Source organism: Salinivibrio sp. IB282 (genome assembly GCF_001995685.1).
Classification (GTDB): domain Bacteria; phylum Pseudomonadota; class Gammaproteobacteria; order Enterobacterales; family Vibrionaceae; genus Salinivibrio; species Salinivibrio kushneri.
The window spans coordinates 1-20,571 of the sequence record NZ_MUET01000018.1; the positions used below are offsets into that span (position 1 = coordinate 1).

The following is a 20,571-nucleotide window of genomic DNA, read 5'->3' on the forward strand; positions in this document are numbered from 1 at the left end:
GTTGTTCCCCAGTGATATCGGCAATGCTGATGCTACCAGCTTGGGTATTCACCGTATGCTCTGATGAGCCAGTGCTCTCTACCGTATTGCCCGCGTCATCCGACGAGCTCACGACCACCTCGAACTCGGTGTCCGCCGCCAGGTCGCTGCCGGCCACGTCCACGCTCCACTCGCCGTTTTCATCCACGGTGGTGGTGTAGTCTTCGCCGTTGATGGTCATCGCAACGGTATCGCCTTCGGCGATGTCGCCGCCGCTCGCGCTGCCGGTGACCGTGATGGTCTCGCCCGCTTCTTGCGCGTTGATCTCGTCATCGCTGGTGATGTTGTTCACGCTGACCGTGCCGGCCTCGGCGCTAGTATCAACCTCAGCTTGATCACTCCCCGGCGCGGAGGTGTTGCCGGAGGTGTCGGTAATGGTGGCGTCTACGGTGAGGGTTTCTCCGTCTGCGGGAGTATCAGGGAGGGTCAGGACGACAGAGCCGTCGGTAATATTGTCGTCTGTCAGGATGAAGGTTTGTCCATTCACGGTTAACACATCACCTGGATTAGCGTTGGTACCCGTTAAATCGATAGAGACACGAATACCGTCGCCAATTTCTTGGCTGCTAATCACACCGTCATTGTTTGCGTCATTGAGGATGGTCACACCTGGCGCGTTGGGTGCCGTTGCATCAACGAAGCGTCCAAAGCCGTCTTCTTGGTTAGTGCCAATCGCGCCTGCGTTGTTAGCAATCGAGTCAGAATCAAATCCAGAGCTTGAGATGGTCTCGCTTCCATCACGCGCAATGTTGACATAGCTCCACGAGCCACTTCCGGTCGCATCTTGCCCCGCAGCCGACGCCTGATCTTCTTGAATGGTGATCTCGCCTTCACCGTCAAGGATTTGTTGCTGAATCTCGGCTTCACCGTCAAGGATTTGTTGCTGAGTCTCGGCTATTTCATCTTGAACATCTTGCGGCAATCCATCGAGCACGGCGCCGGGCTGCTCTCCCTGAGCCTCAACGGCGAGTAACGTTCCGTCGCTGAGTACAATAACAGCCTCACTGTTATCTGGCAGAACCAGCTCGGTTCCAGACGGAAAGGACGTGCCTTCGGTCACTGTCATTGGCGTGCCATTGACAAGCAGTACACCATCTCCCTGGATACTTTCGACGTTTACATTGCGAGAGAGCGAGATTGATTTCATAACCGGGACTCTTTATCCATAAAAAATGTGAGGYGCATTCAAAGTCTATCACTTGCGTTATCTAAGGAATTAGACGTCTTCGAAAGCATTTTTACTCCGAAATGTGCACTTTGTACGGCTCAACATTGAGACAATACGTAATTATAGATCGGTGTTTGAAACGGCGCCAAACTACACCCATAGACCATGCACTTGAAGTATGCGCTTAAATGTCACTATTAACGGGATTGAGTGTTTTATCTCTTAGTCACATCGCTGCATGACGGTTGAACTGGCTTTTTCGATGAAGTCTTGGATGTAATCATCTCTTTGTCCCTCACGTACACCCAAATGGATCGACTTATGAATACCTTGTTGGCCTATACGAAGGATATGAAGGTTTAGTCGTTGTTGGTACTCTTTTGCCAGCCATTTGGGGAGTGCCGCGATCCCGCGCTCAGCGGCAACCATTTGCAGCATGATATCGGTTGTTTCTATGGTTTTGTGTTTGCGCGGTGCACAGTGCGCCGGCGCCAAAAACTGGGTAAAGACATCTAAACGCGATTGATCAACAGGGTAGGTAATCAGCACTTCCTGTGTTACTTGCTCAGGATCAACATGGTCAAACGCCGCGAGTGCACTTCGTCCGCTCACCACCAGCACCTGTTCGTAATCAAACACGGATACGTATTCTATGGTTTTGTGTTTGCGCGGTTGCACAGTGCGCCGGCGCCAAAAACTGGGTAAAGACATCTAAACGCGATTGATCAACAGGGTAGGTAATCAGCACTTCCTGTGTTACTTGCTCAGGATCAACATGGTCAAACGCCGCGAGTGCACTTCGTCCGCTCACCACCAGCACCTGTTCGTAATCAAACACGGATACGTATTCGATGCCTGGTTTAAGTAAGGGATCGGGCGTGACGAGCACATCAATCTCATGGCCAAACAATGCGCCCAAACCACCGAATTGGAACTTTTGTTTGACGTCAACATCCACATCCGGCCATTGATGTAAGAAAGGCTCAACCACCTTAAGCAACCACTGATAACAAGGGTGACACTCCATACCAATGCGCAGTGTGCCACGCTGGCCTTGTGCAAATTGTTTAAGTTGCTGTTCAGCGTGTTCGAACTGAGGAAGCATGCGCTCAGACAGCGTAAGCAAGTACTCACCCGCTCGCGTGAAATGAAGCTGCCGTCCGGATTTTTGCCACAAGCTAATCCCGAGCTGGCTTTCTAGCTTTTTCATCGCATGGCTAATGGCAGATTGGGTGAGATGAAGCGTCTCTGCCGCCGCGGTCAGTGATCCCTGCTCTTTTATTGCACGCAAAATATGAAGGTGGTGACGTTCTAACATGTCCATTCCATGACTAAAATTCATTGATTGATGAAATAATGCCATTTTAGTTCATAACGAGAAACCCCTATGCTGAACTCAACTCAAAGGAGGACGTATAGATGGCTAAAACTCATAATCTCGGCTTTCCACGTATCGGCGCCCAGCGCGAACTTAAATTTGCACTCGAGCGTTACTGGCGTGGCGAATCATCCCAACAAGACTTAACCGATCTTGCGAAAGATCTGCGCCGCAGTCACTGGCAACAACAAAGTGAACTCGACATCGCTCCCGTTGGCGACTTTTCATTTTATGACCATGTGCTCGACACCAGCTTTTTAGTCGGCAATGTCCCTGACCGTGTGGCTGATCATCAAGATAACACCCTGGATAACTACTTCCGCGTCGCTCGTGGCCGCTCGGCAAACGATAGTGCTTGCCAGTGCGTGCATGCCGGTGAGATGACCAAATGGTTCGATACCAATTATCACTACATCGTGCCAGAATTTACCGCGCAAACAACGTTTAGTCTTCATGCTGAAAATCTATTGACGCAAATAGAAGAAGCCAAAATAACCGGTATAAACACCAAGCCAGTTTTAGTCGGCCCCGTGACTTACCTTTGGCTGGGCAAAGAAAAAGATGCATCGAACAAACTGGATCTGCTCGATAGGCTCTTACCCGTGTATCAAACCTTACTGAGCAAGCTGGCAGAAAAAGGCGTTGAGTGGGTCCAAATCGATGAACCGATCTTGGTCACGGAGCTCGCGCCTGAATGGCAGACGGCGCTAAAAACCGCGTATCGTGCATTAAGCCAAACCAAGGTCAAGTTATTGCTGGCGAGCTACTTCGGCGAGCAAGCTGAAAATCGTCCATTGGCGCAATCGTTGCCCGTTGACGGCTGGCACCTAGATGCTATTCGTGGCCGAGGGGATGTGGATGCATACCGTGAAGCGCTTAGCGATCAACACGTCCTATCTCTGGGTATAATCAACGGTCGTAATGTTTGGAAAACTAACCTTGATGCCACGTTAGAATGGCTCGAACCGATTCATCAATCTTTGGGGGATCGCCTCTGGCTCGCGCCGTCTTGCTCTTTGCTTCATGTGCCGGTCGATTTGGCGAGCGAACAAAAGCTCGACCCTGAGGTAAAAAACTGGCTCGCCTTTGCGTATCAAAAACTCGAGGAGCTGGATGTACTCGCGCGCGCCCTTAATCACGGCCGTCAAACCGTTCAGCCCGCGCTGGACAATAACCGTGAGGCAATCGAAAGCCGTCAGCAATCACCACGTGTACACAACCCTAAGGTGCAAGCCGCATTAGCAGCAATTACACCACAATTAGGGACACGGCAGCGTCCGTTTGCAGAGCGCATTCGCTTGCAACACGAGCAGCTCCAATTACCGCGTTTCCCAACCACCACTATAGGATCATTCCCGCAGACCAGCACCATTCGCCAAACACGCTTGCAATACAAAAAAGGCGAGATTGATGCGGTGACCTATCAGGACATTATGCGCAAAGAGATTGCCCATGCGGTGGAAAAGCAAGAAGCGTTAGGGCTCGATGTGTTAGTGCATGGCGAGGCTGAGCGTAATGATATGGTGGAGTACTTTGGCGAACAGCTGGATGGGTATGTGTTCAGTCAGTTTGGCTGGGTGCAATCGTATGGCTCTCGCTGCGTGAAGCCGCCGATTTTGTTTGGTGATATTGAACGTCCAAAAGCGATGACGGTGGAATGGACCCAGTACGCGCAATCTCTGACTGATAAGCCGCTGAAAGGCATGCTTACCGGACCGGTCACCATTCTTAATTGGTCATTTGTGCGTGACGATCAGCCACGATCACAGACCTGTAACCAACTGGCGCTGGCGATCCGCCAAGAAGTGCAGGATCTTGAGAAAGCTGGCACTCAAATCATTCAAATAGATGAAGCGGCGCTGCGTGAAGGTTTACCTTTGCGTCGCAGTGAGTGGCAAAATTACCTCGATTGGGCAATCAACGCGTTTAAAATTGCCGCCAACGGTGTGAGTGACGAGACGCAAATCCATACCCATATGTGTTATTCCGAGTTTAACGATATCATCGCATCCATCGCGGATATGGACGCCGACGTGATCACCATAGAGACCTCGCGCTCGGATATGGAACTGTTGGACGCATTTGATCACTTTGACTATCCCAATGACATTGGCCCAGGCGTTTACGATATTCATTCTCCCAATACGCCAAGCCAAGCGCAAATTGTTGGGTTAATGGAAAAAGCCGCCGCCCGTATTCCGGAAGAAAGGTTGTGGGTAAACCCAGATTGCGGCCTAAAAACGCGCCAATGGGATGAAGTGATCCCGGCATTAGARAACATGGTTGCAGCGGCGAAAGCACTTCGTCAGTGACACTGCGTCAGTGACACTGCGTTATCAAAGCGAGTAGTCGACATACCGCCAAATAAAAAATGCGCCACGGACTCGTCCTGTGGCGCATTTTTTTAGCGCAAAAGAAAAGGGAGCCTGAGCTCCCTTCTCTCCAGAATCTTAGCGACGGATGCCTAGACGCTTGATAACGTCCAAGTAACGGTCAACGTTGTTCTTTTTCAGGTAGTCCAGCAGCTTACGACGACGTGAAACCATGCGTAGCAGGCCACGACGGCTGTGGTGGTCACCTTTGTGCTCAGCGAAGTGCGATTGCAGATCGTTGATTGATGCGGTCAAAAGGGCGATTTGAACTTCTGGTGAACCCGTATCGTTCTCAGTTTTACCAAAATCAGCAACGATTTGTGCTTTTGCTTCTGCAGTCAGAGACATAATGCTCTCCTAATAAGAGTGTGTGATTATCATGCACCAGCCAATCTCTGATTCAGCCGGTGCCCGAAGGCGCGTATTCTACTGACTTTCGTCTAAGGTAGCAATCTATCCACGCCGCTTTTCCTGTAAAAACACGCGCCGAAGCGTCGGTTTTTTAGCGCGCTTCAGGCTGGCGACTGGCCACCAAACGACGCGGGGCGACCAAACCATCGGCGTCGATTTCTCCCACACCAATGAAGTGACGCTCATCGCCGGCMGTTAAGCGAACAAAACCACTCGTRGGWGCATTGGGCACTTGAACCGCTTGCCCTTGCAATGCATAGCTGGCCATCACCGGCAGCAAGTTAATTTCACGTAGATCTTGCACCGCGGTATCGAGGGGCAGCAACAAAGGATCGAGCAGCTGCTTGGGCTGGATCTCTTGCTCTCTGGCTTCATTCAACAAGCTTTCCAGTTGCTCAAGCGTCACCATCTGGCGCGTTGGGTAGGCTGATACGCCAGTACGACGTAAGGCCGTCACATGCGCGCCACAGCCCAACATTTCACCCAGATCATCGACGATAGTGCGAATATAAGTGCCCTTAGAGCAATGCACTTCCATTTCAATCTCATCACCTTCAAAGCGCAGCAATTCAATCTGATACACCTTGATGGTACGCGCTTCACGTGGCACCTCGATACCTTGACGCGCATATTCATACAAAGGCTTACCTTGGTATTTCAGCGCCGAGAACATAGAAGGAATTTGCTGGGTTTCACCACGAAACTTAGCAATACAACGCTCGAGTAAGCCTAGGTTAACTTTCACGTCTCGGGTTTCTACCACGTCGCCATCGGCGTCAGAGGTGTTCGTGCGCTCACCCAGCTTTGCGACCACGCGATAACGCTTATCAGAATCGAGCAAAAACTGGGAGAATTTGGTGGCTTCGCCCAGGCAAATAGGCAGCATACCGGTTGCGAGCGGATCAAGCGCACCTGTATGGCCTGCTTTTTCGGCAAAAAAGATACGTTTTACTTTTTGTAAGGCATCATTAGAGGTCATGCCCGTGGGCTTATCGAGCAGGATAATCCCATCAACGGGGCGACCTCGACGACGTTGACGACGCGCCATCTGTTACTCCTCACCTTTGTCATCTTCACCACGGCGCTCATCATCGCTGCGCACCGCTTTGCTTACCAAGTTGGAAATTCGAATTCCCTCAGTGAGTGACTCATCAAAAACAAACGTCAGCTCAGGGGTCACACGCAAACGAATCGCCTTGCCAACCAATGAACGAATGTAGCCACTGGCTTCGTTCAGCGCCTTTAGGCTCTCGGTAGGGGCTTGCTCGTCAACGGTTAAAAACGTGACGAAAACCTTCGCGTACGCCAGATCACGTGAAATCTGAACGTCAGAGACAGTGACCATGCCAATGCGCGGATCCTTGATTTCGCGCTGCAGTATCAGTGCAATTTCTTTTTGCAGCTGATGGGCGACGCGGTCTGTGCGGCTAAAATCTTTACCCATTTTCTTTTCTCTCAATAAAATGGGGGTAAGCGCATGCGCCTCCCCCCACGGTGTATCCAAACAACCTGGTTGATTTATACGCTTAATCAGTCGATTGAGCGCTGAATTTCAACCGTTTCATAGACTTCGATTTGGTCTCCCACGCGAACGTCATTGTAGTTCTTCACGCCGATACCACATTCGTAGCCTTTCTTCACTTCGTTGACATCATCTTTGAAACGACGCAGTGATTCTAGCTCACCCTCGTAGATAACCACGTTTTCACGTAGTACACGGATTGGGTTGTTACGCTTAATCACACCTTCAGAAACCTGACACCCGGCAATGGCGCCCAGTTTCGGTGATTTGAAGACATCGCGTACTTCTGCCAGACCGATGATTTCTTGTTTGAACTCAGGCGCAAGCATACCGCTCATCGCTTGTTTCACTTCATCAATCATGGTGTAGATGACAGAGTAGTAGCGCAGATCCAAGCTTTCATTTTCAATGGTCTTACGCGCCGCCGCATCCGCACGGACGTTAAAGCCACAAATGATCGCATTAGACGCAGCGGCCAAGACGGCGTCAGTTTCAGTGATACCACCGACACCTGAGCCGACGATCTTCACTTTCACTTCGTCTGTTGACAGTTTCACCAGTGAATCTGCAATTGCTTCGACAGAGCCTTGAACGTCCGCTTTCAGCACGATATTCAGCTCAGCCACTTCACCTTCAGCCATGTTCGAGAACATGTTCTCCAGTTTGGCTTTTTGCTGACGTGCCAGTTTCACGTCACGGAACTTGCCTTGACGATAAAGCGCCACTTCACGGGCTTTCTTCTCGTCACGCACAACCGTGGCTTCGTCACCGGCTGCTGGCACACCAGACAGACCGAGGATCTCAACCGGAATTGACGGCCCCGCATGCTCTACGTCTTGGCCATTCTCATCACGCATCGCACGAACACGGCCATATTCCAAGCCACACAGAACGATATCACCTTTGTTCAAGGTACCTTCTTGAACCAGTACTGTCGCGACAGGACCGCGGCCTTTATCAAGACGTGATTCAACTACCACACCGCGCGCCATGCCTTGCTCAACCGCTTTCAGTTCAAGCACTTCTGATTGCAGCAAGATAGACTCAAGCAAGCCATCAATGTTCTGGCCTTGTTTCGCCGACACATGCACGAAGATGTTTTCACCACCCCATTCTTCTGGGATAACGTCATACTGTGCGAGTTCGTTTTTCACGCTGTCAGGGTTAGCGCCTTCTTTATCCATCTTGTTGACGGCCACAATCAAAGGCACACCGGCCGCTTTCGCGTGTTGAATCGCTTCTTTGGTTTGTGGCATCACGCCATCATCAGCGGCAACCACCAAGACAACGATATCCGTTGCACCCGCACCACGTGCACGCATCGCGGTAAACGCGGCGTGTCCAGGGGTATCTAAGAAGGTGATCATGCCATTGTCGGTTTGTACGTGATACGCACCGATATGCTGGGTAATACCGCCCGCTTCGCCCGTCGCAACGTGCGCTTTACGGATGTAGTCAAGCAGCGAGGTTTTACCGTGGTCAACGTGACCCATGATAGTTACCACCGGCGCACGTGGTGCGACGGGTGCATCGCTATCACGATCCGAGAGTACAGCCTCTTCCAGCTCGTTCTCTTTACGTAGGATAACCTTGTGGCCCATTTCTTCCGCCACTAGTTGCGCGGTTTCTTGGTCGATCACTTGGTTAATCGTCGCCATCGCACCCATTTTCATCATGGTTTTGATGACTTCGGCGCCTTTGACAGCCATCTTGTTGGCCAGCTCCGCTACGGTGATGGTTTCGCCGATTTCAACTTCACGGTTTACTTTCTGCGCTGGCTTTTTAAAGCCATGCTGCATCGATGATGGCTTAGCCATGCGGCCTTTGCCTTTCCCACCTTTGCCACGACGGCCACGAGTGGTTTTATCTTCGGCTGCATTGGCCTTTTTCTTTTTCTTACGACGTGGCGCCGCGCTTTCTTCGCGACGATCCGCCTCGTCTTCTGCCTCACGGGCGTACTCGGAAGTGACTGTATGGTGATCAGCCGCCTCCATGGTATTAAGTGCTTTGTCTTGATCTGACCAGCGTTCTTGGTTTGCTTCTGCCATTTTGCGTGCCTCTTCTAACTGCCGCTGACTTTCTTCTTCAGCTTTACGCTTGGCTTCCTCTTCCTGGCGACGCTTAAGTTCATCAGCTTCTTTCTTCGCTTGCGCATCAGCAGTTTGAGCTGCAGCAGTATCCGCTGCGTTTTCTGTAGACTGCTCAGTTTTCGGTTGCGCTTGCGGCTTGGCTTCACGCTTAGCTTTTTCTTCGGCTTCGCGTTTGGCTTTCTCTTCTGCTTCACGTTTGGCTTTTTCTTCCGCCTCACGCTTGGCTTTCTCTTCTGCTTCGCGTTTCGCTTGCTCTTCCGCTTCTAGACGCGCTTTTTCTTCGGCTTCGCGTTTCGCTTGCTCTTCCGCTTCTTGCGCTGTCTTTTGCTCTTCAAGCTCGCTACGCTTCACATAGGTACGCTTCTTACGCACCTCAACTTGGACATCTTTGTTCTTTCCGCCAGCCCCTGACACGCTCAGTGTGCTACGTTTCTTGCGCTGAAGCGTCAGACGCGTCGGAGCATTGCCGTTATCACCGTGCTCACGCTTTAAATGCGCGAGCAAAGCTTGTTTCTCATCTTGGCTTACCTGATCGTCAGCCGACTTTTGCATACCAGCTTCTTTAAACTGCTTCAGCAGACGATCGACTGGCGTATCAATTTCCTTCGCCAGCGTATGTACTGTAACCTCTGACATTCTGCTCCTCCTTTGCCGTCTTTACGCTTCGTCGCTGAACCAGCAGATATTACGTGCGGCCATAATTAGCTCGCCCGCACTGGTTTCGTCTAATCCGTCAATATCTAACAGATCGTCAGTGCCTTGATCAGCCAGATCTTCCAAGGTCTTCACGCCTTTAGCGGCGAGTTTAAAGGCCATTTCACGAGAAAGACCATCGAGAGCCAGTAAATCTTCGGCAGGTTCAACGTCTCCCAGCGACTCTTCTTGTGCCAGCGCTATGGTGGTCAACGCTTCTTTGGCACGTGCGCGCAAAATCTCGACGGTGTCTTCGTCTAGACCATCGATTTCGAGCATTTCGCTGGTTGGCACATAGGCCACTTCTTCAAGGGTGGTAAACCCTTCTTCTACCAAGGTTTCGGCAAAGTCTTCGTCAATATCGAGGTATTTCACAAACAACTCGACGGAGGCTTGCGCTTCTTCTTGGTGCTTTTTCTGTAGATCTTCAACTGTCATCACGTTCAGTTCCCAACCGGTTAGTTGAGACGCCAAACGAACGTTTTGACCATTACGACCAATGGCTTGCGCCAAGTTATCCGCCGCGACAGCGATATCCATGGAGTGCGTGTCTTCATCGACGATGATAGAGGCTACGTCGGCCGGTGCCATGGCATTGATCACAAATTGTGCAGGGTTATCGTCCCAAAGCACGATGTCAATGCGCTCGCCACCTAGCTCGGTCGATACGGCTTGCACACGTGCACCACGCATACCGACACAGGCGCCAACAGGGTCAATACGCTTGTCGTTGGTTTTAACCGCAATTTTCGCCCGCGACGCTGGATCACGCGCCGCGCCCATCAGCTCAATCATTTCTTCGCCAATTTCTGGCACTTCAATGCGGAATAGCTCGCTGAGCATTTCCGGCTTTGAGCGGGTCATAAACAGCTGGAAACCGCGCGCCTCTGGACGGACGGCATACAGCAAGCCACGTACACGGTCGCCTGGACGGAAGTTTTCACGAGGCAGCTGATCGTCGCGCTGGATAGCCGCTTCCGCGTTGTTACCCAAATCAACGATGATCACATCGCGGTTCACCTTCTTAACCACACCGGTTACCAGCTCACCTTCGTTGTCCATGAACTGCTCAACCACTTGTGCACGCTCAGCTTCACGGACTTTTTGTACGATCACTTGTTTAGCGGTTTGGGTGGTAATACGGTCAAAGGCAACAGATTCAATCTGATCTTCAACGTAACCGCCCAACTCTAGGGTCTCGTCTTCGTATTGTGCCGCTTCTAACGTAATTTCACGCGTCGGCTGGGTGACTTCATCAACCACGAGCCAACGGCGGAATGTATCGAATTCACCGGACTTGCGATCAATGGCGATACGTACATCAATGTCGGCTTCGTACTTCTTTTTAGTTGCCGTTGCCAGTGCGGTTTCTAGTGCCTCAAAAATACGCTCACGGGGAACGGCTTTTTCGTTTGAGACCGCTTCGACAACAGCCAAGATTTCTTTATTCATCTACTAATGCCTCATTTACTCTTAAAATGAAGGAACCAGGTTTGCTTTGGCGATATTACTCAAGGCAAACGCCTCATCTTGGCCGTCAACGCGAACCGTGATGGTATCGCCATCGACAGAAAGAATTTCTCCTTTCCACTTACGGCGGTTTTGCATAGCCATTTTCAGCACGATGTTCACTTCATGCCCGATGAATTGCTGATAATGATCAGCGGTGAACAGTGGACGGTCAACCCCAGGTGATGACACCTCAAGGTTATAAGCCACTGTGATTGGGTCTTCTACATCCAACACGGCACTGACCTGACGGCTCACGTCGGCACAATCGTCGACGGTAATGCCATTTTCATGGTCAATAAAAATACGCAATGTTGAATGCTGGCCAGCTCGAACAAATTCAAGCCCAACCAACTCATAGTCCAACGCCTCAACCGGCGCGGCCAAAAGTTCAGTCAGTTGTTTCTCTAATCCTGTCATTCCAAACCCCAGAAATAAAAAAAGGGCTTAAAAGCCCAGTTACTATCCGAATGGTCTTCTTCAGATAACAAAAAACCCCGAAGATCGGGGTTTAATGTAACTGGACCCTGATGCCATGCTATCAACATAAGTCGCTAGCATAGCCGTTATCGCTGGTGTCGGAATCATCTCAGCAATAACGAGAGAGTAACTCTCTACACAAAGGCTTATTGGTCCGCTTTGTGCTGCCCCCGAGGGCAAAAAGGCTAGCACATGGCTAGCCCGGTCAGCGTGGCTTTGACAAGAAACGCTGACGCGTTATTCAGTTTAGCCGTTATTTAAACAACAAACTTAAATTCGGTTGCGGAAGCGGACTTTATCGCTTCACCAACCTAAAATTGGTTGCGAGAAGCGGATTTTATCGTGCCATGCAACGGCGCCGACCGGAGGTCGTGTTGATTAACTCAACCTGATATGTCGCTTCACCAACCTAAAATTGGTTGCGGGAGACGGATTTGAACCGCCGACCTTCGGGTTATGAGCCCGACGAGCTACCAAACTGCTCCATCCCGCGTCCGATTGCGATTATTATATCGCTTTTTGCAACAAAGGTGCAAGCTGATGCCCTTTTTGAACTTGGTGCCGAGAGCGGGACTTGAACCCGCACGCCTATAAGGCACTACCCCCTCAAGATAGCGTGTCTACCAATTCCACCACCTCGGCTCAATTTTTACTGAGGGATCTCACTGTTATCAACAGGGATTTCGTCCTCTTCTGGCGTCGCTTGCTGTTGTGTAGCAGGCTCGCTTAAATCTTCAAAACTGCCTTTTGCTTCAGGTTTGTGTGCAGTGAGGTTACCCAGCACCAAACTTAACGCAAAGAATGCAATTGCAAAACCGGTTGTCATTCGGGTTAAAAAGTTTCCAGAGCCGCCAGAGCCAAATACTGTATTTGATGCTCCAGCCCCGAACGAGGCTCCCATATCTGCGCCTTTACCTTGCTGAACCAGAACCAGGCCAATTACACCGATTGCGGCCAACAGATAAATCACAAGTAGAATTTCGTACATGGTTCCACCTATGCTCCAGGTTGTTGAGCCGGCAGTGTTACTTCTCAGCCAGCGCAGCCCCCTTCGTTGGGAGCGGGTGAATACTAGCGAAAGCGCGGTGACGAAACAAGAGGAAATTGCAAAAAACCTTGATTTCGACGCCGTTTGCGCAATCTATGACCACCCGCTCGACGGTTATCAACAATTCGCCTTCACAGCCTCTGCGATTTCAAGCGCATAAGCGTGAACCTTGTCGGTATCCGGTCCCTCAACCATCACTCGAATCAAAGGTTCTGTCCCGGATTTACGTAACAGTACACGCCCTTGCTCGCCCAGCTTTTGCTCGACATTGGCTTTCGCTGCCAGCACCGGCTCGCTTTGTAACGGGTCAACCGTGCCACTAAAACGGACGTTCTCTAATACCTGAGGCAACAAGGTCATCCCGTCACTCAACGCTTTTAGATCCATGCCCGTCGCGGCGATGCTCGCCAACACTTGTAGTGCAGCGACAATGCCATCGCCGGTCGTGACTTTATCCAGCACAATGACGTGACCGGAGTTTTCGGCACCGATCCGCCACCCTTTCTCTTGCAGCAGCTCCATCACATAACGGTCGCCCACTTTGGCGCGTGCAAACGGAATACCGAGAGACTGAAGTGCAAGCTCCATCCCCATGTTGGTCATCAATGTACCAACCACGCCGCCTTTTAATTCACCACGACGAAGGCTCTCGCGGGCGATAATATATGCAATCTGGTCGCCGTCGACTTTATTGCCAAGGTGATCCACCATGATGACGCGGTCTCCATCCCCGTCAAAAGCAATGCCTAAATCGGCTTTTTGCTCGAGGACGTGTTTTTGTAACGCACGGACGTCCGTGGCTCCCACCTCATCGTTAATATTGGTGCCGTTAGGGGCACAGCCAATGGTGGTCACCTCCGCACCCAGCTCACGAAATACCGAAGGCGCAATGTGATAGGTGGCACCATGGGCGCAATCGAGCACAATTTTTAACCCACTCAGGCTCAACGCGCTGGGGAAGGTGCCTTTACAGAATTCGATGTAACGCCCGGCCGCGTCGTTAATGCGGCTGGCTTTACCTAACTCCGCCGACTCGACACAAGTCAGTGTTTTTTCTAGCTCAGCTTCAATCGCTAACTCAACCTCATCAGCCAGTTTCGTGCCCTCGGAGGAGAAAAACTTAATCCCGTTATCGTAATGCGGGTTATGCGAGGCCGAAATCACAATCCCGGCTTCCGCGCGGAACGTTTGGGTTAAGTAAGCAATCGCAGGTGTCGGCATAGGGCCGGTAAAGGCCGCTTCCAATCCCGCCGCAGACAGCCCTGACTCGAGCGCCGACTCTAACATATAACCAGAAATACGCGTGTCTTTACCAATCAGCACCTTACGCGTGCCTTGTTGCGACAATACGCGACCTGCGGCCCAGCCAAGCTTTAGCATAAATTCCGGCGTAATGGGAAATTCGCCCACCTTGCCGCGCACACCATCGGTGCCAAAATACTTACGCTCTGTCATTATTTTTCTTCTCCTAATTCATTTTTTACGCACGCTGTCATGGCGACCACCTTGAGCGCATCAGCGGTTTCTTTCACATCATGGACGCGAATGATCTGTGCGCCTTTCGCCGCGGCTAAGGTGGCACAGGCAAGGCTACCGCCCAGAATATCCTGCGGCGTTTTATCTAACATTCTATAAATCATTGACTTGCGTGACATGCCTGCTAATACAGGTAATCCAAAGTCATGAAAAGCATCGAGGTCAGCAAGAAGCTGATAGTTATGCGCCAACGTCTTACCAAAACCAAAGCCAGGATCCAGAATGATATTCTGTCGATGGATCCCCGCCTCAGTGCAGGCGTCGATACGTGCCGCTAAAAACGTTTTCACCTCACCAACGACATCTTGGTAGTCAGGGGCCGCTTGCATTGTTCGTGGCTGTCCTTGCATGTGCATGATGCACACAGGCACTTGCAGATCCGCTGCCGCTTCCAACGCCCCAGGCGCTTGTAATGCGCGCACATCATTAATGAGATTGGCACCCGCATTGACTGCGGCACGCATGACGGCTGCTTTACTGGTATCAATTGAAATCCAACAATCAGATTGCTCACGAATCGCTTCAATGACGGGAACAACACGATCAATCTCGTCTTGCTCATCGACATCGGCCGCACCTGGGCGCGTCGACTCGCCACCAATATCGAGAATGGTGGCGCCGTCTGCGAGCATCTGCATCGCACGTTCGACCGCTTTATCACAGTGCTGAAATTGGCCGCCATCGGAAAAGGAATCTGGCGTGACGTTTAAGACCCCCATGATGACGGGGCGGGTCAGAGAGAGTGTGAGGTTATTGTGTGTTATTTGCATGCGTTTTTCCGAGCACGATCAAAAAAACCCCGACGTATCGGGGTTTGTATTCATGGGTATTTACGCTTCAGACTGGTTTTCTGAATCAAGCGGTTTTTGCTTTTTGTCGTCAGATGATTCGTCAGACGCGCTCGCTTTCGAGGCATCCGGCTYGCTTGGAGTATCATCAGAAGATGACCCCCCATCGCCACCTTCCCAGCCAGCAGGCTCTCGTACATCACGGCGAGCCATCAAGTCATCGATCTGCGCCGCATCAATGGTTTCGTACTTCATCAAGGCATCTTTCATCGCGTGCATGATATCCAGGTTTTCTTCCAAGATTTGCTTGGCGCGATCGTAGTTGCGATCGATGATGCCACGGATCTCCGCGTCAATGAGTCGAGCCGTTTCATCGGAGATATGCTTGGTCTGTGCCATAGAGCGGCCTAGGAAGACTTCACCTTCTTCTTCGGCATAAAGCAGTGGACCCAGCTTCTCTGAGAAGCCCCATTGCGTCACCATCTTGCGGGCAATATCGGTCGCGCGCTCGATGTCGTTCGATGCCCCTGTCGAGACTTTTTCTTTGCCGTAGATCAGCTCTTCTGCCAAACGGCCGCCGTACAGGCTCGAAATCATCGAGTCGAGATGCTGGCGCGACATGCTGATCCTGTCTTGCTCAGGCAAGTACATGGTCACACCCAATGCACGCCCTCGCGGGATAATGGAGACCTTGTAAACCGGGTCATGTTCTGGCACCAAGCGACCAACAATGGCGTGACCCGCTTCGTGATACGCCGTTGACTCTTTGGTTTCTTCCGACATCACCATTGAACGGCGCTCTGCACCCATCATGATTTTGTCTTTCGCCAGTTCAAACTCGACCATCGACACTACACGCTTGTTACCACGCGCAGAGAACAATGCCGCTTCGTTAACAAGGTTAGCCAAGTCAGCGCCTGAGAAGCCTGGCGTACCACGCGCAATCAGTGAGGCATCGACATCATTACCGAGTGGCACTTTGCGCATATGCACTTTGAGAATATGCTCACGGCCACGCACATCTGGCAAGCTCACCACCACTTGACGGTCAAAACGACCAGGACGCAATAGCGCAGGGTCCAATACGTCTGGACGGTTGGTCGCCGCAATGACGATAACGCCTTCATTGCCCTCAAAGCCATCCATTTCGACCAACATCTGGTTCAAGGTCTGCTCACGCTCGTCGTGACCACCACCAAGCCCAGCGCCACGCTGACGACCGACGGCGTCGATTTCATCGATAAAGATGATACACGGCGAGGCTTTCTTTGCCTGTTCGAACATGTCACGGACACGTGATGCGCCCACACCCACGAACATTTCCACAAAGTCAGAGCCAGAAATGGTAAAGAACGGCACTTTCGCTTCGCCTGCAATGGCCTTCGCCAGCAAGGTTTTACCGGTACCTGGAGGGCCGACCATCAATACGCCGGTTGGGATTTTGCCGCCTAGTTTTTGGAAACGGCTTGGATCGCGCAGGTAATCCACCAGCTCTTTCACGTCTTCTTTCGCTTCATCGCAGCCTGCGACGTCAGTGAAGGTGGTCTTAACCTGCTCTTCACTCATCATTTTGGCTTTCGATTTACCAAACGACATGGCACCTTTGCCGCCACCGCCTTGCATCTGGCGCATGAAGAAAATCCACACCCCGATAAGCAGTAGCATTGGGAACCAAGAAATGAAGATCGATGCCAACATGCTTGGCTCTTCAGGTGGCGTCCCTTTCACGCGAACGTTTTTATTAAGCAAATCATCCAACAACTTTGGATCATTCATCACAGGCATAAAGGTGACATAGCGTGAGCCGTCACGTCGGGTGACACTCAGCTCACGATCGTCAAATTTTACTTCCTGTATTTGATCGTTGCCGATTTCGCGTACGAAAGAGGTATAGTCGACTTGACGACCGGCGCTGTCTCCTGGTCCAAAGCTTTGGAACACAGACATTAAGACAACGGCGATAACCAGCCACAGAATCAAGTTTTTTGCCATGTCACTCAAGGTGTTAGCCTCGCATAACTGAGATAGATAAATGTAAGGGTACTACAGTTTATAACCTGTAGCCACAATGTAGACTTCTCGCGACCTTGCACGGGATGAGTCGGGTTTTCGAATTTTGACCGCTGTAAACATTTTACGCACCTCGGCCAAATACTGATCAAAGCCTTCGCCCTGAAAAACTTTTACCACGAAGCTGCCTTTCGGTCCCAGCACTTCACGGCACATTTCTAATGCCAATTCTACCAAATACATCGCTTTGGGTTGATCGGCCGCCTGATTACCGCTCATGTTTGGCGCCATGTCAGACATCACCACATCAACTTGGTTGGGTTGAATGCGCTCGAGCAAGGTATCGAGTACCGCTTGTTCGCGAAAGTCCCCTTGCAGAAAGCTAACACCTGGCATGGAATCCATCGGTAAGATATCGCAAGCAATCACTTGCCCGTCATCGCCGACTTGTGTTGCGGCATATTGTGACCAACCTCCGGGGGCAGCGCCCAGATCCACTACCGTCATTCCCGGTTTCAAGATGCGATCTTTGTGCTGAATCTCTTCTAGCTTAAAAATCGCCCGAGACCGATACCCTTTCTTCTGCGCTTCATGAACGTATTTGTCGTCGAAGTGTTCTTTCAACCAGCGTCCTGAGCTGGCAGAGTGTTTTTTATTCGCCATGTTGTTCCTACTACGCCCACCCATCGCACCACATTCATATAAAATTCAGACAATTGTGTGCGTTAGCTTATTCTCAAAGACAGACTTACTCTCACCCAGCAGACCAAGTGCTTGCCATCCGCCCACTTTCTAGTGTTTCAGTTTGTGGTGAGATGGCGTTAGAATGGCATGTTTTCAACCCCTAGCAAATAGAAATCGAGCCAACATGAAACTCAGCACCAAACAAAAACAGTATCTCAAAGGACTGGCTCACCCCCTTAAGCCTGTCGTCTTAATGGGCGCCAATGGTTTAACTGAAGCCGTGGTCGCTGAAATTGAGCTTGCACTTGACCACCACGAGCTGATTAAAGTGAAAGTCGCTTCAGAAGACCGTGAGACCAAAAACCTGATTGTCGACGCTATTCTTCGGGAAACCGGCGCCGAAAAAGTGCAGGTGATCGGTAAAACCTTGGTGATTTATCGCCAAAGCGAAGATCGCAAAATTGAATTACCACGCAAATAGTCACGTGCGTGATCAGTCTGTGCTATCGCATAACAAAAAGGCCGCATTGCGGCCTTTTTACTGTGTCAGCATCGGAGAAGGGTTACATTCAGTAACACTTTTCTATACGTAATCGACGCTATCGAGTTCGAACTCTTTGACGCCACCCGGGGTAGTGATGCTCACTTCTTCCCCTTCTTCTTTTCCAATCAGGCCACGGGCGATGGGAGAATTCACCGAAATTAAATTCGCTTTGATGTCGGCTTCATCATCACCCACGATCCGATAGGTCACTTCTTCGTCCGTATTCACGTCAATCAAGGTGACCGTCGCGCCAAAAATCACTTTGCCATTATTCGGCATTTTAGTGACATCAATCACCTGTGCCACCGACAGCTTGTACTCGATGTCACGGATTTGCGCCTCACAAATACCCTGCTCTTCACGAGCCGCATGATATTCTGCATTTTCTTTTAAGTCACCGAGTTCACGCGCCTCTGCAATGGCGTTGGAGATCTCAGGGCGACGCTTGATCAACTTGTCCAGCTCTTCTCGTAGCAGCTGCTCACCGCGTACGGTCATTGGCACTTTATCCATAAATGACATTACCTCTTTCAATCCACAGCAAAGGGATTTTGGCAAAACAAAGCCACGCCCAAATAAAATATCTGGGCGCGGCGGAATTCAACGCTTTTTTTAGATTGTAAACAAGAATTCGCGCAAAATCATCTCTTATCCGGCGATAGCGTGAGCCATCCATCTGCGATCCACTTTGCGGCGATCCACTTTATCATCAGCCCAACGAGTGGGTTGTCCGCCCCGAACCGCTTGTCTTCAAGGCTAGACAGGGTAGGATGGCATGCATGCGCAAATAAAAAGGCTTTTATCATGCTTTCCGCTCTTTTTCGCCATCTCGCTCTGATGACGATTTTCCTGGTGCCGTTTGCGTCGGCCTCGGCGGCGTCGTTAACGCTGGCACAACTGACACCGTTGCTGCCTAAAGGCAGCCAAGTCGCGCTATGGGTGAGTGATGCGGAGCAAAATCACTCCCAGATCAGTGAGCAAGCCGATGCGCTGCTACCCCCAGCCAGTACACAAAAGCTTCTCACCGGACTCGCCGCCCGGCTTTATTTACCCAGCACCTTCCGTTTTTCCACCCGATTGGTGCAAAGCGGTGATGACATCGCCCTTATTTTTAATGGTGATCCGTTACTGACTCGAAAAGATATTCGTCAACTGCTGAGTCAATTACCGCGTCGCGGTCTCGATACCATTAACAATCTCTATCTGGATGGACACGCGTTTGCTGGTCGCACCCGTGCGCCTGGCTGGCCATGGGATATTTTAGCGGTCTGCTACAGTGCGCCTTCCACGGCAATCACCCTCAATCACAACTGCGTGCAAGGGGCGATTTATAGCCAGCCTGATAGCAGGTTGACACGCGTACATGTCCCTGACCATCAGCCCGTTTCAATAGAGAACCAAGCGCGAGCGGTAAGCGAGGACGAACAAGCTACCCGCCATTGCGGGCTCGATCTCACCGCGACAGCAAAAAACACCTATTATTTTTCCGGTTGCCTCCCGCATCGATCGCGTCCGCTGCCACTCAACTTTGCCGTACAAACGCCTTCGATTTACGTCAAAGCCATTGTGGCCGATGAGCTCGCGCGCCTGAATGTGCGCGTGAAAGGCGATATTCGCGTGGCGCGGGCACCCAGTCAGTCACGCGAGCTGGCTCGTCACCAGTCAGCCCCCCTTACCTCCCTGCTCACCACGATGCTGCGCGACTCTGACAACCTCATTGCCGACAATCTTCTCAAAGCCTTGGGACGCCGCTACTTTCAGCAGCCTGGCTCGTATCGCAATGGCGTTGCAGCGGTGAAGGCGATATTACAGGAGGCTGGGATTGACCTATCACAGGCCGTGCTGGTCGATGGTTCCGGGCTGTCTCGTAATAACCGTCTCAGTGCCCGCCAACTGGCGCAGGTGATGCATTATATCACCACGCATCCGACACTGGGCATGACTCAAATGCTCCCCACTGCCGGTGTGGACGGTACCCTCAAGTATCGCCAGAGCATTCGTAATGCGCCCATAAAAGGACGTTTAAAGGCCAAAAGTGGCTCGCTGTATGGCAGCTTTAATTTAGCTGGGATGCTAGAAGATGATTCAGGAAAACAGCACATCGTAGTGCAACTTGTCAGTCATTATCATCCCGAGGAAAACGCGCAGCCGGAGAATGTTCCCTCGCCGATCACTCAGTTTGAGCGTGAGTTTTATATGGCGCTGATCCGCGGTCAGTTACGGCCGACACTGGCCCAATCTCACTGAATAAAAAAAGCCCGCCAAGGTGGCGGGCTGATACGCGTTGACAGTCGTACCG

General features: G+C 51.2%; 18 protein-coding genes and 2 tRNA genes. 3 read left to right on the plus strand and 17 right to left on the minus strand.

Annotated elements, in window-relative coordinates:
* The 3 genes from BZG14_RS05670 to BZG14_RS05680 form a co-directional block, all read right to left on the minus strand.
* Positions 1-1,186: Ig-like domain-containing protein (locus tag BZG14_RS05670; RefSeq protein WP_131825166.1), on the minus strand; the 1,186-nt coding region annotated here is incomplete at its 3' end.
* 243 nt (positions 1,187-1,429) lie between these two features.
* Positions 1,430-1,846 carry a LysR substrate-binding domain-containing protein gene (locus BZG14_RS05675; protein WP_158011729.1) on the minus strand — a complete coding sequence of 139 codons (417 nt, stop codon included), beginning with the start codon at positions 1,844-1,846 and terminating at the stop codon, positions 1,430-1,432.
* Positions 1,839-2,525 carry a LysR substrate-binding domain-containing protein gene (locus BZG14_RS05680; RefSeq protein ID WP_108743523.1) on the minus strand — a complete coding sequence of 229 codons (687 nt, stop codon included), beginning with the start codon at positions 2,523-2,525 and terminating at the stop codon, positions 1,839-1,841. Before BZG14_RS05680 ends, BZG14_RS05675 begins: the two co-directional genes overlap by 8 nt.
* 101 nt (positions 2,526-2,626) lie before the next feature.
* Here BZG14_RS05680 and metE point away from each other — a divergent pair, with 101 nt between their 5' ends.
* Positions 2,627-4,897 carry a 5-methyltetrahydropteroyltriglutamate--homocysteine S-methyltransferase gene (gene metE, locus BZG14_RS05685; protein WP_077608207.1) on the plus strand — a complete coding sequence of 757 codons (2,271 nt, stop codon included), beginning with the start codon at positions 2,627-2,629 and terminating at the stop codon, positions 4,895-4,897.
* 138 nt (positions 4,898-5,035) lie between these two features.
* On the opposite strand, the gene rpsO is transcribed toward metE, so the two are convergent.
* From rpsO to rlmE, 13 genes are all read right to left on the minus strand, one after another.
* Positions 5,036-5,305: a 30S ribosomal protein S15 gene (gene rpsO, locus BZG14_RS05690; protein ID WP_046075122.1), complete on the minus strand. Its 270-nt coding sequence runs from the start codon at positions 5,303-5,305 to the stop codon at positions 5,036-5,038.
* A gap of 154 nt (positions 5,306-5,459) precedes the next feature.
* Positions 5,460-6,416, minus strand: coding sequence for a tRNA pseudouridine(55) synthase TruB (gene truB / locus BZG14_RS05695; protein WP_077486709.1), 957 nt, complete (start codon positions 6,414-6,416; stop codon positions 5,460-5,462).
* Positions 6,417-6,419: 3 nt separating this feature from the next.
* Complete coding sequence (rbfA, locus tag BZG14_RS05700) at positions 6,420-6,812, minus strand: 30S ribosome-binding factor RbfA (RefSeq protein ID WP_046075120.1); 393 nt, start codon at positions 6,810-6,812, stop codon at positions 6,420-6,422.
* Between the two features lie 86 nt (positions 6,813-6,898).
* The gene (gene infB, locus BZG14_RS05705) at positions 6,899-9,616 is read right to left on the minus strand and encodes a translation initiation factor IF-2 (protein ID WP_077458689.1); all 2,718 of its coding nucleotides are present in this window, start codon (positions 9,614-9,616) and stop codon (positions 6,899-6,901) included.
* Positions 9,617-9,637: 21 nt separating this feature from the next.
* Positions 9,638-11,125, minus strand: coding sequence for a transcription termination factor NusA (nusA, locus tag BZG14_RS05710; protein WP_069362135.1), 1,488 nt, complete (start codon positions 11,123-11,125; stop codon positions 9,638-9,640).
* 21 nt (positions 11,126-11,146) lie between these two features.
* Positions 11,147-11,602: a ribosome maturation factor RimP gene (gene rimP, locus BZG14_RS05715; RefSeq protein ID WP_069362134.1), complete on the minus strand. Its 456-nt coding sequence runs from the start codon at positions 11,600-11,602 to the stop codon at positions 11,147-11,149.
* Positions 11,603-12,078: 476 nt separating this feature from the next.
* A tRNA-Met gene (locus BZG14_RS05720) sits at positions 12,079-12,155 on the minus strand.
* A 63-nt stretch (positions 12,156-12,218) separates the two neighbouring features.
* Positions 12,219-12,304, minus strand: a tRNA-Leu gene (locus tag BZG14_RS05725).
* 7 nt (positions 12,305-12,311) lie between these two features.
* Positions 12,312-12,650, minus strand: coding sequence for a preprotein translocase subunit SecG (gene secG, locus BZG14_RS05730; RefSeq protein ID WP_077608208.1), 339 nt, complete (start codon positions 12,648-12,650; stop codon positions 12,312-12,314).
* A gap of 177 nt (positions 12,651-12,827) precedes the next feature.
* On the minus strand, positions 12,828-14,165 hold the full coding sequence (gene glmM, locus BZG14_RS05735) for a phosphoglucosamine mutase (protein ID WP_077458691.1): 1,338 nt from the start codon (positions 14,163-14,165) through the stop codon (positions 12,828-12,830).
* A complete protein-coding gene (gene folP / locus BZG14_RS05740) occupies positions 14,165-15,016 on the minus strand; it encodes a dihydropteroate synthase (protein WP_158011730.1) in 852 nt (283 codons plus the stop codon). The genes glmM and folP overlap by 1 nt, the downstream gene beginning before the upstream one ends.
* Positions 15,017-15,076: 60 nt before the next feature.
* On the minus strand, positions 15,077-17,026 hold the full coding sequence (gene ftsH, locus BZG14_RS05745) for an ATP-dependent zinc metalloprotease FtsH (RefSeq protein WP_077608209.1): 1,950 nt from the start codon (positions 17,024-17,026) through the stop codon (positions 15,077-15,079).
* 51 nt (positions 17,027-17,077) lie between these two features.
* Positions 17,078-17,707 carry a 23S rRNA (uridine(2552)-2'-O)-methyltransferase RlmE gene (rlmE, locus tag BZG14_RS05750; RefSeq protein ID WP_069362130.1) on the minus strand — a complete coding sequence of 210 codons (630 nt, stop codon included), beginning with the start codon at positions 17,705-17,707 and terminating at the stop codon, positions 17,078-17,080.
* Between the two features lie 205 nt (positions 17,708-17,912).
* On the opposite strand from rlmE, the gene yhbY reads away from it, so the two are divergent.
* Positions 17,913-18,209 carry a ribosome assembly RNA-binding protein YhbY gene (gene yhbY / locus BZG14_RS05755; protein WP_069362129.1) on the plus strand — a complete coding sequence of 99 codons (297 nt, stop codon included), beginning with the start codon at positions 17,913-17,915 and terminating at the stop codon, positions 18,207-18,209.
* A 102-nt stretch (positions 18,210-18,311) separates the two neighbouring features.
* On the opposite strand, the gene greA is transcribed toward yhbY, so the two are convergent.
* Positions 18,312-18,785, minus strand: coding sequence for a transcription elongation factor GreA (gene greA / locus BZG14_RS05760; RefSeq protein WP_069362161.1), 474 nt, complete (start codon positions 18,783-18,785; stop codon positions 18,312-18,314).
* 291 nt (positions 18,786-19,076) lie between these two features.
* Between greA and dacB the strand changes: the two genes are divergently transcribed.
* Positions 19,077-20,519: a D-alanyl-D-alanine carboxypeptidase/D-alanyl-D-alanine endopeptidase gene (dacB, locus tag BZG14_RS05765; RefSeq protein WP_077608210.1), complete on the plus strand. Its 1,443-nt coding sequence runs from the start codon at positions 19,077-19,079 to the stop codon at positions 20,517-20,519.
* Positions 20,520-20,571 lie beyond the last annotated feature (52 nt).